Source organism: bacterium 336/3, assembly GCA_001281695.1.
Lineage (GTDB): Bacteria > Bacteroidota > Bacteroidia > Cytophagales > Thermonemataceae > Raineya.
Genome location: LJIE01000001.1, coordinates 1815177 through 1829360, shown reverse-complemented (window position 1 = coordinate 1829360; position 14184 = coordinate 1815177). Strand labels below are relative to the sequence as shown.

Sequence of the window (14184 nt, the reverse complement as noted above, 5' to 3'; positions counted from 1 at the left end):
ATTTTAATCTGTATTTTTTAACAAATTACTTAATATGTTTATTTTGTCTTTTATCCCAAATAATAGCTTTACGTACTAAACCACAAAAAACCTTACTCGCCTGATCAGTGATGAATCTATTATCTTTTTCATGGTTAGTAGTCATAATTATAAATGATCCATCTGGAGAAACACAAAGTATTATATAATCAATTTTATTGATAAGTTCTATTTCTATATTTTTATTAATTCTTATCTCGTAGCCATCTATAAACTCTCTCTTTATTTTCATGATTTGAAAGTTGAATTCTAAGTATCTCAATACTAGTTCATAGTTTTCCATACTAAAACAATTTTCAATCGTTTTGGTATGGAATGTCTCAAGTATTTTAGATATAAAGCTCATTACATCAAGCCATTTTAGAATAAATTTTATATTGTTTATTTTGTTGTTAAAACTATTTTTTCTGTTTCTATTATCTGTCTTTGAGAATCATATATTTTTATAATATAAACTCCATTTGATATATCTTTAAGATGAATTTGTATTTTATCTCCTTGAACCTGATATGTTTTTACCAAGACTCCTGACATAGATATGAGGTGTATTTCAGATATTAATTCTTTTGGGCTATCAATACTTAATAACTGATGAGTAATTGGATTAGGATAGATAAGTATTTCTGTTTTGATACATGAAGTTTGTAAACTCCTTATCATAGAAAATGTTTTTTTACCATCTTTATCTACTATTTTTAAACGATAATAATTTATTTTTTCTTTTTGAGGCATTTGATAGCTATAAGAATTTCTATCTGTTTGGTTTTTTGCATCCAATGTTGTAACTTCTTGAAATATCATTCCATCCTGACTTTTTTCTATAACGTATTTATGAACATTGATTTCTTGTGTAGTAATCCAATTTAAAGAAACCTCACAATTATTTTCTTGAACAGTAAATATAATCAAATGAACAGGTAAGGGTGTGTTGTCATGAGCAATATGACCTCTCAAATAATCCGATGTATATCGCCAAGGTCCATGTACTTGTCCAGTAATAGCTGTAGTTTTATCATATTCAATTCTAGATCTTACTTTATTCTGCTTACCAATTTTTGAAACTATGTTTTTCATTTCTAAGCCTGCTATGCCCAAATCAGCAAACGTAGTTTGTTTATCAGAAAATAAAGTACTATTGGTGATTGGATTCATAGAAAATGCCTGACCCTGCTGTTTCACCTCCCAAACTAATTTTCCTTTTCCTCTTCCTAAAAATGATTTCCCAAATAAACCAATACCAAAAGTAGTAGAGTTTACATTACTTTGATTCATGAGATTAGTCAAGTCATCATTATATAATTGCAGATTACTACGCCTATTTATTTGATTATTCCCATAATGCATATATACCTGTCCTTCATTAGTTTGACCATTATCAAACTCATAAGCTCCTATAATGATATCAGAATACCCATCTCCATTGACATCCCCTGCACTCGAAACACTATAGCCAAATAATGAATTAGCTTGATTGGATTCAGCTGTCCAATTAGGTGTTGTAGAAAGCCCTGCTGAACTACCATGATATAAAAAAGCTCTCCCTTCTTCTGTTTGTCCATTAGAATAACCAGAAGCTCCCATAATTAAGTCAGAATACCCATCTCCATTGACATCCCCTGCACTTGCTACACTCTGACCAAAATTTGCATTAGCCTGATTGGACTCTGTAACCCAATTAGGTGTTGTAGAAAGCCCTGTCGAACTACCATGATAAACATATACTCTGCCCTCATTGGTTTGCCCATTTGTTAAATCCCAAGCTCCTACTGCTACATCAGAGAATCCATCTCCATTGACATCCCCTGCTGTAGAAATACTATTGCTAAAAAATGCATTGGCTACATTACTTTCAGCAGTCCAGTTAGGTGTTGTAGAAAGCCCAGTTGTAGAACCATAATAAACAAAACCTCTTCCTTCATTTGTTTCACCATTGTCAAAACTATAAGCCCCTACTGCTACATCAGAGAATCCATCCCCATTCACATCGCCTGCTGTAGCTACACAAAATCCAAAAAATGCACTAACTTGATTGGATTCTACTATCCAATCTGCAAAGGTAGAAAGGCCTGTTGCAGAACCATAATATAGAGCAACAATCCCTTCATCAGTCTCTCCATTATCATAACGATAAGCCCCTATAACTACATCAGAATATCCATCTCCATTGACATCGCCTGCATTAGCTACACAATATCCAAATTGGGCTGATGTCTGATTGCTGTCTCTTGTCCAATTAGGTGTTGTAGAAAGCCCAGTTAAACTACCATGATACACAAAAGCTTGTCCTTCATCAGTTTGACCATTATCAAAAAAATGAGATCCTACAATCACATCCGAGTACCCGTCTCCATTGACATCGCCTGCATTAGCTACACTTATTCCAAAAAAAGCATTGGCTTGATTGGATTCAACTGTCCAATTAGGTGTTGTAGAAAGCCCTGTTAAACTACCATGATACACAAATACTCGTCCTTCATTGGTTTGCCCATTGTCAAAGTTATAAGCTCCTACAATTACATCAGAGAATCCATCTCCGTTCACATCGCCTGCACTTGAAACACTTATACCAAAATTTGCATTGGCTTGATTAGATTCTGTAACCCAATTAGCACTAGATGAAAGTGTATTAGGAGACCCAAAATATAAAAAAACTCTTCCTTCACTAGCTTCTCCATCATCAAAATTCCAAGCTCCTACAATTACATCAGAGTAACCATCTCCATTGACATCGCCTGCACTTGAGACACTCACTCCAAAATTTGCATTGGCTTGATTGGATTCAGCAGTCCAATTAGGCGTTGTAGAAAGGCCTGTTGCGGAACCATAATAAGCAAATGCTCTCCCCTCATCAACTTCTCCATTATCAAAAAACCAAGCCCCTACTGCTACATCAGAGAATCCATCTCCATTGACATCCCCCACATTTGATACATAAATTCCCATTTCTGCATTGGCTTGATTAGATTCAGCCGTCCAGTTAGGTGTTGTAGAAAGGCCTGTTGCAGAACCATGATAAACAAATGCTCTTCCTTCATTGGCTTGCCCATTGTCAAAACCATTTGCCCCTACTAATACATCAGAGAATCCGTCTCCATTTACATCACCTGCACTAGTTACATTTATACCAAATTGTGCCCATACTTGATTAGATTCAGCAGTCCAATCAGGTGTTGTGGAAAGGCCTGTTGCAGAACCATAATAAACATGTGATTGTCCTTCATAAGTTTCTCCGTTTGTAAAAAGAGGGATACCTACAATTATATCAGAGAATCCATCTCCATTGACATCGCCTGCACTAGCTACACTCCATCCAAAGTTCCCAACAAGCTGATTAGATTCAGCCATCCAGTTAGGTGTTGTAGAGAGGCCTGTTGCAGAGCCATGATAAACAAATGCTCGACCTTCATCAACTTCTCCATTATCAAAAATTGGAGCTCCCACAATTACATCAGAGAACCCATCTCCATTGACATCGCCAGCTGTGGCTACACTCCATCCAAATAAAACATCTATTTGATTAGATTCAGCCGTCCAGTTAGGCGTTGCAGAGAGTCCCGTTGCAGAGCCATAATAAACAAATACTCTTCCTTCATCAACTTCTCCATTATCAAATCTATTTGCTCCTACAATTACATCAGAGAATCCATCTCCATTGACATCGCCAGCTGTAGCTACACTGAAACCAAACTCTGCTCCTGCTTGGTTAGATTCAGCAGTCCAGTTAGGCGTTGTGGAGAGTCCAGTTGCAGAACCATGATAAACAAACACTCTCCCTTCATCAACTTCTCCATTATCAAAAAAAGTAGCTCCCACAATTACATCAGAGAATCCATCTCCATTGACATCCCCTGCACTTGTTACACTTGTACCAAATTGAGCATTTATTTGATTTCCATTAGCAACCCAATCTGGAGAAGTAGATAAAGGGTCTATTGTAATAGGATATGTAGCATCCGAAGCATCCACTATAATACTGATATCTTGACTATTAACATCCAAATAAGCATCCAAGGGTTTGCGATTTGCATCCCAAACACATAAATCTTTATAAACGATTGTATGATTTTTTGTATTTAAATGAATTTCTTTATCAGATTTTTTATAAACTTTTGTATGAGGGTCTATGGATAATTTTACTTTTATTTCTCCTGCTCCCAAATTATCTTCAATAATAAAATTTTGTCTTAACCCTTTCTTATCATTAATATACTCTATCGTCCAGCCTTCATATCCTATTTGTAAACTATCTCCATAAACATGTTGATAACAAGGTATCGATGGTGTTGATTTAATTTCATCATTAAAAAATACCCCTTGAATATGATAAGACATACTCCATGATTTATTAAATTGATCTTCTATTAAAAAACCTGAAGGATTATATTTAGCTCTGAAACCATGTTGTGTATTAACTGAATAATATGTATTGTTAATAGAATCTTGATGAATATGATATTGAGAGTCTTGAATATTATTAATTACTTTTTTATACCAATCTCCATTTTTTGTGGTATCTGTATTAGTTATATCACGTTTGCTTATATTAATGGTATTAAGAAGAGGTATTTGTATATTGCTTTTATTTTCAGTATTCAACTTTTTGAGAAAAGGCTGACTATGAAACAAAGGCTTGGGTGAAAAGAATATACAAAAAAATGTTGCTATAAAAACTTTATAAATCATAAATATCCATATTAAATTTATTTTATAAAGAAAATGGATATTCAGCTATTTTATGTAACATTATGAGTATGCGTATATAAAACTGAGTTTAGAAGCCCCAATTATACTTTACTCATTTTCTCTTACAAAAACTAACATTTTAGGATTAGAAAAACTCTATAACCTTAAATTTAGACATTAATATAAAAAAGGGAAAATCATGCAGAATAAAGAGTTTGAAAATATTGTAGATTTAATCTGTAGTAGAGATAAATCTAATGTAGCACTAGGTTTATCTTTGGCACAAAATTATCCTATTTATTTCAAAGAACATTTTGGATACAATTATGAAGATGCAAAAGAATGGATAGAGTGGTTATCAGATAGCAAGCTTTTTTTTTATAAAGGTGCTTTAGACTATTTATTGAAAAATAAATAGTTGTATCTGTGTTCTAATCGTTATGACCATAATCGAATTACATATTTGCCTGAAAGTACTCGTTTGATAGAGGATTTTGAAGAAATAGAAATACATGAAACAGAGATACAGATGCTTCCTGATAGTTGGTATTATCTTAAAAAACTAGTTTTAAAAAAAAATAAAAGCCTAACATCTTTACCAAGTGAAATAGAAAATTTAGATAACCTAACATATTTGGATGTATCAGATTCTTCTTTATCTACACTTCCTGAAACCATTGGAAATCTCAAAAAAATAAAAAATTTACGCATTCATCATAATCTTCTTTCATCATTTCCAGAGAGCATAACAAATTTACAAGACTTAAAATATTTGGAGATAGGACTAAATAAAATTACAGAAATCCCTCAAAGTATTGAAAATCTACAAAGATTAACACATTTTGATTTATGGGATAATCAACTGACATGTTTACCTGAAACTATTGGAAATCTTGTTAATATAATAGATATTAACTTATCATGGAATAAAATAAAATTCCTACCCGAAACTATTGAGAATCTTATTAATTTAAAATCGTTGGATTTAAGAGGTAATGAAATAAACGTTTTGCCTGAAACCATTGGTAGTCTTATTAACTTACAATTCCTTTTTTTGTATAAAAACAAAATAAGCCATCTGTCTGAGGTTATTTGTAACCTTATTAATTTAGAATACCTTGAATTATCTTCCAATAAAATATCTATTTTGCCTGAAAAAATTGGCAATCTAAAGAAATTAAAATCATTATCTGTATTTGACAATCCTATTTGTGAATTGCCTCCATCTTTTTCAGAGCTTGAAAACCTAGAAAATTTCGAGCTATCTAATTATAAACTCAGAAATATTCCTAAAAACATCAAAAACTTAAAAAAACTAAGTCGTCTCAATATAAGTTGCAATAAACTTTCAGAATTACCTTTAGATATTTTTGAATTGGATAAACTGTATTCTTTAAAAGTCCATACAAATAATATAAAATCTTTACCAGAAATCAATGAAATCAATAAAGAATTAGTATCCTTGAGTGTAAAAAATAATTTTATAGACAACATTCCCGAGAGTATTGATAAATTAAAAAGGTTAGTCAAACTAAATATGAAAAGAAATAAGCTGACATATTTACCTCAGAATTTTACCAGACTAAAACATTTATATTTTCTCAATTTAGGGAAAAATCACCTTCAAACTTTGCCCAAAAACTTTGGTAATTTGACTTCTCTCCACGAATTACATCTTATGTATAATCATTTGGAGTATCTTCCTGAAAGCTTTGGAGATTTACATGCATTGCATATTCTATTTTTAGAAAAAAACAGGATAAAAACCCTTCCAGATAGCTTTTCTAAACTAAAAAAATTAAAAGTTCTAAATTTAAAAGGCAATTGCTTACAAGAATTACCAACAGGTTTAAAAACATTAGAGGAACTTGTTCATCTTGACCTGCATGACAATAAATTAACAAAATTACCTGAATGGATTGCTCAACTTAAGAACTTAAACCGTTTGTATATTGGGAAAAACTACTTGACTACACTACCCAAGTCCCTTGTGGAACTAAAGCATTTAAGATATTTACACATTGATTATAAACCCTTTGATATAGAGGTGTTACAAAAAATTTTACCACAATGTAAGATTGTTTTAAACTATGACATTAAACATGAAAATTAGAAATTGTATGACATTAATTTTTACAAAAATCATAAAATTTTACTAAGAAGCTCATTACCAATTATTATGTATGTAATATTTGAAAGCGTAATTCTCTGCATTATCAAAATAAATCCGAACTTCGTATCCGAAGCCTACTCCTGTACCTTCAAGTTGCATTATTTTTTTTAATGTAAAAATACGATTTCCTTTATAAAATAAAGCAGCGTTTCCTCTTTCCACTAATTGTCTGATATAACTTTCAACAATAAATGAATCTCCTTTATTTTGTTGTTCATTATCTAATCCAAAATAGATAACTAAATTCCTTAAATCAAATCCATTTTTTGCCACTTTCAATTGTTCAGCAACAAACAAATATCTTTCAGCAGTAGCTTTATAAAGGTTTACTGTAACAGTATCCATGTTTTTTCGATTTGTACTTACATTTATATAGCTTTTATATACATCTCGAAAATCTGCTTCCAATACGCTTAATTCAACATAAATTTTGTAGTCTCCATTTGTCCATAATCCCATATGGGATTCATTTAGAGTTTTGGATAAATTCATCTCAAACACGCTTTGAGAATATCCAAATTTTGACATTATCGCTAAAATAACAAAAAAAAATAATCTCATATAAAGATTTTAACTATATAGATTCATGTTGTACTCTATAGACTATCACTTGTATATAGCCTCATAAATTAGATATAATACTCCTCCTACTGCAAAACCAATAACGCCCCTGAATATTTTACCTTGTAAGTCTTTCATAAACACCTTATTTTGAGCAATGTTTACATCTGTATCCTTATTTTCGAACTGAGTTCCTTTACTCATTTGAGCTCCAGCTTGTCCAGAGATAGCCAAAAGCCAGAAAAATCCATAATAAACTATACCCAAGCCACTAATTACCATGAGAGCCATTCCTCCTATACTTAAAAAATTTTCCATAATATGTATAAAATTAAGTGTTTACAGAATAAAAGTATCCTAAATAAGCATTTAGAATACTTCTCCGTTCATTTACAATTTAATTTATTTTGATACATCCGTTTTTAATTTCCACTTTATCTCCATCATTTACTTCTATTTTGCCACAAGGTGTTTCTATAATACATTTTTTTCCACTACCCTGAATAGTTACAGAGGCTGTTGTAGAACCACTAAACTTGACTTCTTTGGTTTGTCCATTCATATAAACTTTCATGGTATGAACTTTAGAGTCTTTGTTATAATAACGAATTGTTACTGCTGCTAAAACATCTGCTACATTTAGAAACATAGCTATAGCGACTAAAAAAAGAGATTTTTTCATGTTTTTCGGGTTTAAAATTGTTAAATTATTTTAATTATTATTCATCTACGTCTTCTTTTAATTTTATTTGTGTACAATCATTTTTTAAGTAATAGATTTTAATTTTATCTCCTACATTGTACTTATCAAAATCTTCTTTATCTACATATAAATGCCTTCCTTGAAATTCACCAAACTCCATATTTTTGATACTCATACTCTCTAAAATTTCATCTACATTTTTTGTTTTTTTTATTGTATCCTTGGGCTTAGGGTTTGCTTTGCTGGGATCTGTAAAATACATTACATAGAAAGCATACTGAGTGTATTTTTTCTTACGTAGTTTTTCTTTTCTAGAAATATTGGCATCTACCAATATTCCATTTTTTTTATATTCAGCCTTGTTATCACAAGATATTAAAATTGACAGAATCAATATATATAATATTTTTTTCATAAGAATTTATTTGCTTTTTTTACATAATTGCCTGTAGGACGAATTTCAATGTATTGTTTCATATGCTTTTTATCTTCTGTTGCTTTATAAGCAGCAAAACAAGCCTCCCAAATATTATCATCCATCATACTTTGGTCAGCTCCATTTTTTTCAGCAGAAATATAATATTCTATTGCTTTATCATACTTTTTCAGAAAATGATAAGCAGCACCTATCTGACTCTCACAATCTCCCTTTCGGTTAGGGTATTTTTGTGCTAACTCTTGATAAGCTTCAATAGTCTCATTAAATGCTCCTTTCAACATAAGACCAGAAGCAGCATTAAACGCCTTATCTTCATCATCTTGTGTCATGACAGCAAGAAAAGCTTCTCTCATCTTTTGAGCTTTTTCAACATTTAAACCCTGTTGAAAACTATTTTCATCAAGATGTGTGTAAACACTTTCTTTATTATTTTTTTTCCCAAATAAAAAATCAAATAGTCCCATTGTTATAATTGTTTATAGTTTAATAAATTCAACTCTACGATTATTTGCTTTTCCTTCTGTAGTGTTATTAGATTCTAAGGGCTTAGAATCCCCTAATCCATCTGTCTCAATACGCACATTATTTATCTTGAATTCATCTACTAATACCTTTTTTATCATGAGAGCACGTTTTATAGATAGTTCTAAATTTGTCTTGGTATTAGTTCCATTTTCTGAGTCAGTATGGGCAATAACTTTCACTTTTAGATCAGGATTGTCTATCATAATTTGTGCAAGTTCTTTCAAAACACCATAACTCTCTGGCTTTATTTTATCTGAATTAGTTTCAAAAAGAATACCTCTAGTGGTATATTTACCTTCATGAATTAGTTTATTATAAACATTTGGTCTGTCTTTGGAGAAAATAATATTACTAATTGCAACTCCACAATTATCACAGGCAAAATTTTGTTGAATTATCATTTTATAGGTAATTCCTTCTTGAAAAGCATCCAAAACATCCCATATTTTTTCATTATCAATATAAATCCTTAGTCTGCTTCTTTGCCTCCAAATATATATTTTATTTATTTTACTTGAGTTTTCGATAAATTTTAGTTGTTCTTTAGAGCTTTTATTTAATTCTTTTTTGTTTTCATCAATAGAAAGAAAAGCTGTTTGTTTTTTCCCAGGGTGTAGAGTAACATAAGTTGTCAAATCATTTTTAGTTTTATTGAAAGTCAGTGGGAGATTCTTAATAAAATTAAAAGATAATCCAGTTTCACCTGTACCTACATTATCTAAACAAATAGCATCCATTTCAATAGAAAACTCTTTTGGTAAATCTTGTAAATATTTACTTTCATAATCTCCACTTGATTGCATCTTAAACCATTTATAAGGCAAATCTTTCATAGAAATAACAGATCCTTTTGCTTTTGTACTCCAACTGGCAGGTAATAGCCCTATTGGGTTATTTTCAAAGTCTTCAAAGACTATTACTTGTTCATTAGGTATAAAATCAAAATCAGAGTAAAATTGAAAGTCTGTAATTTTTACAGAAGAAAGAGTTGTATCTTGTTTATGTTTAATCTCTACTTTTTTATCTTCTGTTTCTTCTTTTTTATGTTTCTTCTTAAAAAGGCCTTCTATTTCATCTAAACCTTTGTCTATTCCTTGGTTTACATTTTGATTAATTCTTTTAGTAGTTTTTTGTTTTACTACTCTTTTAGGGTCTTTGATTTGCCCCACACCATCAAAAGTTATAGATGTCAGTACATATATTAAAATACAAATTTTCTTAACCATATTAATAAAATTTAATTATTGGCTAAATCTAAAGATAAACACTCAATACAAAGAGTAAAAATGAGTCTATGAAGCAGAAGGTTAGTTTATGAATTTATGAGTGAGCTTCTTATTAAAATTTGGTTTTAAATCAATTCTCATTATCTTTGAATATAGTACATTCCTAATTGGACAATAAATTTAGGTAAAGCAATTTCTATTACTTTAAATTTTATAAATTTTGAGGTCTCTTATACTTTATGGTTGCTTTTTGCTATGCTACCAATTCGCATTTGCTCAAAATATCTCCATAGAAAAATTTATTACTCCACACCACTTTCCAAGTGCTGAACTTTACGATATTATTGAAGATAATCTTGGCAATAAATGGGTTGCCTCTGATATAGGTATATTCAAAATCAGGGGTAATCATGTTGATTATTATACTACTAATAACGGTTTAGAAGAAAATGTAATTTTAAAGTTTTTCAAAGGACTCGAAAATCGAATATGGTTTACTGGACTTTCTGGTACATTAGGGCTTATAGAGCATGGAAAAATACAAAAAAGTGATTTGTCAGCTATAGTTTTTAATCACTTTTCTGAAAAAGTGTTTATATCTTCTCTTGTAGAAAAAGAAAATCATAAGTTAGAATTTAGAAGAACGAATCATTCAGGCATGTACCTTGTTGATAATCAATCTTTAAAATCTAAAGAACCAAACATTTACAATGATGATAGAACTATTCATACTTTCATTTATCCTAATCAACAACACCTAATTGTATATTCTAAAGCACCAAGCATACCAACTAATAAAAATAATTGGGTTTTTAAGACTAAAAATAAAGAATATAAATATTTTAACTTATTCCAAGGATCTCCCAATCAGAATAATAAACTCCTTATTGTCAATGATTCGCTGATGTATTTAAGTAACACCAATGAAGTTATTAAATTTATCAACTTTAAACCTATTCAAAAATATACTTTTCCTCATGAAGTTTTCTGTATTACTCAGATTGGACAAAAAATATATTGTGGAGTTCGTAGCAACGGAGTATATATTTTAGAAGAAAATACTATTCAGAAACTTCCCATTCCTATTATTGAAAAACTAAGTATCAGCAAAATTCTCTTAGATAAAGAAGATAATATTTGGTTTACCACTCTAGACAAAGGTTTATATATTTGTAAAAACCCAGAGTTGAAATCTATTTATAAGGGGGATAATAATGTTATGAAACTCCTCGAATCTGATAATAAAATGAATGTTTTATTATCCAATAATATTCTGTTATCCAATAATAATGTATTTCAAAAGCTTTTGTTAGATGGTAAAGATAACATCATCAACGATATTATTTTTCATAATCGTGAAAAGATTTACATAACTTCACATGGACTCTTACTAGAAGAGAACAAATCAACTCTTCTAAGTTTCTTTTTGAGAGGCTACAAACAAATAGATAAAAATAAATATGTATTATTCGGTAGTGGCAAAGTATTTTTATTTGATAAAGACAATAATAGTATTCATGAGCAATTATTAAATGAGAAAACTTTATGTTTAGAGTCTATTCATCAGAATAAACTTTGGGTTGGAACACAAAATAAAGGTATATATTCATTAACAGTATCAGGCAATGATATCATTCCAAAGCAATTAGGATATAATTTCAGAGTTAATACACTTTGTAAAATTGATAGTAATCTCATAGCTGTAGGAACAAATGATAGAGGGTGTATATTAATGAATAATAAGGGCGAAATTATCCATAAAATAACTGATTTACCTCAAAGAATTGATTGTTTAGCTTATGCAGAAGGGCTTTTATATATAGGAACTCGTCTTGGTTTGTATGTGTATAATCTTGAAAGCAAAAAAATACAAATATTGAATAGTTCTAATTTCTTACCTTTTGATGAAATTGTAGATATTCGAGTTTTTGACAAAAAAAAATTATATATAGCAGGCAAATATGAGGTATCAAGCCTTGAAATCAAATATATCCAAAATTTGAACCTTAATATACAATTAGATATACTTTCTGTTTCTCATATTCTTGATAAGAATAAAGCTATCGTAATTCCACAGAAAGAGCATTTTATGATTAGTTGTATTCAAGATAATTATAAAGCCTCTCAAAATGTTAGTTATCATTTCATTATCACTACAAATAATGGTGATATTATCAAGTATCAAAAATCTAAGCAGAATTTACTGGATATCAAGCTACCTGCAGGGAACTATAAATTAGAGATGTATGCTCTTGATTATGCTTCTTTGTCTAAATCTAATGTAATAGTATTATCTTTGAAAATACCTACATTGTTTTATCAGACTTGGTGGTTCATTGTTTTATCAGCTTTATTATTTTTCATTATTCTATTTTTAATCATTCAAAAAATCATCCAAAATATCAAGATTAAAGAACTTGCAAAACGCTCTATACAACAAAGAATATCAGATTTGGAGAGTAGAGCTCTTCAATCACAAATGAATCCTCATTTCATTTTTAATGCGATTAACTCTATTCAAGCTTTTATTCTACAAAACAAAAATGAAGAAGCCCACTTTTATTTAGCAGAATTTGCCAAGCTTATTCGAATGATTTTAAATAATAGCCGTAAAAAGAGTGTCACCATTCAAGAAGAATTAGAATTATTGAAAATATATATATTATTAGAGTCTCAGAGGTTAAATAGCCCTATTCAGTTTACAACTCAAGTTGACTCCAATATTGATATTCGAGAGATTATCATTCCTACCATGATTTTACAGCCTATCTTGGAAAATGCTATTTGGCATGGTTTGAGTGGCGAAAATAAAGAGAAAATTATAGAAGTAAGATTTTCAACTTTAAATAATTTTCTAATTATTGATATTTTCAACAATGGAAAGCCTTTTATAACAAAGGAAAAAAATAAAAACCAACACACATCGCAAGGTTTGCAAATTATAAAAGAAAGAGTATTATTATTGCACCAAGATAAAACTCATGATATGAATTATTTTGAAATTAAAAATGTAAATAATGGTGTAGAAGTTAGAATTATATTTCCTTTACTAACAGAATTTGATTAAATGATTATGAAAGTAGTTATTATAGATGATGAGGAAAGTAGCATTCAGGTTTTAAGTATTCTTTTACAAAAGTATTTCCCTTATTTAGAAATTGTAGGTACAGCTTATAATATTCAAGATGGAGAAGATCTAGTTCATGAATGTGAACCAGACATATTGTTTTTGGATATTCAAATGCCTGATGGCTCTGGATTTGATTTACTTAAAAATTTAGGTAGTAATAATTGTTCTGTTATATTCATAACAGCTTATGATCAATATGCTATCAAAGCCTTTAAAATAAGTGCTGTCGATTATTTATTAAAACCTATATCTCTTACAGATTTACAAAGTGCCATTGATAAATGTTTAGTTATGAGGGATTTTTACAAAAAAAATCCTATTTCCTATGAAGACCTTCTCAAAAATGCAACTGCAAAACAACATGAAAAAGTACTTGTACTCAACAAATACTCAGATGAGAAAATTATTTATCAAAGAATTATTAGTATTGAAGCAGATTCTAATTATGTAATTATTCATACCAATCAAAACCAAAAAATAATTTTATCAAAAACATTGAAAGAAATTGAAGAAGTTGTTTGTGATGAAACTTATTATTTTCTTAGAATACATAAATCCTATATCATCAATACACAACATATCAAATCTATCCAAAAAAAAGATACAGCCTCTGTTACACTACAAAATGGCCAAATCATAGAAATACCTCAGAGAAGAAAATCTGAAATATTAGAAATTTTAAACCACATCCTGATTCCGTAAAAC

At 29.9% G+C, this 14184-nt stretch carries 9 protein-coding genes and 3 pseudogenes; 4 read left to right on the top strand and 8 right to left on the bottom strand.

What is annotated here, in order from left to right; genetic code table 11:
- Positions 1-25 precede the first annotated feature (25 nt).
- Positions 26-322 carry a hypothetical protein gene (locus AD998_08560; protein KOY86193.1) on the bottom strand — a complete coding sequence of 99 codons (297 nt, stop codon included), beginning with the start codon at positions 320-322 and terminating at the stop codon, positions 26-28.
- Between the two features lie 638 nt (positions 323-960).
- Positions 961-4581, bottom strand: a pseudogene (locus AD998_08555) (hypothetical protein).
- A 340-nt stretch (positions 4582-4921) separates the two neighbouring features.
- On the opposite strand from AD998_08555, the gene AD998_08550 reads away from it, so the two are divergent.
- Positions 4922-5140 (top strand): hypothetical protein, encoded by a 219-nt coding sequence (locus tag AD998_08550; GenBank protein ID KOY86192.1) that lies wholly within the window; start codon positions 4922-4924, stop codon positions 5138-5140.
- Positions 5141-5293: 153 nt separating this feature from the next.
- Positions 5294-6751 (top strand): annotated as a pseudogene (locus tag AD998_08545) (hypothetical protein).
- A 138-nt stretch (positions 6752-6889) separates the two neighbouring features.
- Here the strand turns inward: AD998_08545 and AD998_08540 are convergent.
- From AD998_08540 to AD998_08515, 6 genes and pseudogenes are all read right to left on the bottom strand, one after another.
- Positions 6890-7354: a hypothetical protein gene (locus AD998_08540; protein ID KOY86191.1), complete on the bottom strand. Its 465-nt coding sequence runs from the start codon at positions 7352-7354 to the stop codon at positions 6890-6892.
- Positions 7355-7501: 147 nt separating this feature from the next.
- Positions 7502-7774 carry a hypothetical protein gene (locus AD998_08535; protein ID KOY86190.1) on the bottom strand — a complete coding sequence of 91 codons (273 nt, stop codon included), beginning with the start codon at positions 7772-7774 and terminating at the stop codon, positions 7502-7504.
- A gap of 79 nt (positions 7775-7853) precedes the next feature.
- Complete coding sequence (locus AD998_08530) at positions 7854-8138, bottom strand: hypothetical protein (GenBank protein ID KOY86189.1); 285 nt, start codon at positions 8136-8138, stop codon at positions 7854-7856.
- Between the two features lie 37 nt (positions 8139-8175).
- Positions 8176-8574: a hypothetical protein gene (locus AD998_08525; protein ID KOY86188.1), complete on the bottom strand. Its 399-nt coding sequence runs from the start codon at positions 8572-8574 to the stop codon at positions 8176-8178.
- A complete protein-coding gene (locus AD998_08520; protein ID KOY86187.1) occupies positions 8571-9062 on the bottom strand; it encodes a hypothetical protein in 492 nt (163 codons plus the stop codon). Before AD998_08520 ends, AD998_08525 begins: the two co-directional genes overlap by 4 nt.
- A 12-nt stretch (positions 9063-9074) precedes the next feature.
- Positions 9075-9485 (bottom strand): annotated as a pseudogene (locus tag AD998_08515) (hypothetical protein).
- Between the two features lie 1114 nt (positions 9486-10599).
- Between AD998_08515 and AD998_08510 the strand changes: the two are divergent.
- Both AD998_08510 and AD998_08505 read left to right on the top strand, forming a co-directional pair.
- On the top strand, positions 10600-13416 hold the full coding sequence (locus AD998_08510; GenBank protein KOY86186.1) for a hypothetical protein: 2817 nt from the start codon (positions 10600-10602) through the stop codon (positions 13414-13416).
- Positions 13417-14181 carry a hypothetical protein gene (locus tag AD998_08505; GenBank protein KOY86185.1) on the top strand — a complete coding sequence of 255 codons (765 nt, stop codon included), beginning with the start codon at positions 13417-13419 and terminating at the stop codon, positions 14179-14181. It begins immediately after the preceding gene.
- Positions 14182-14184 lie beyond the last annotated feature (3 nt).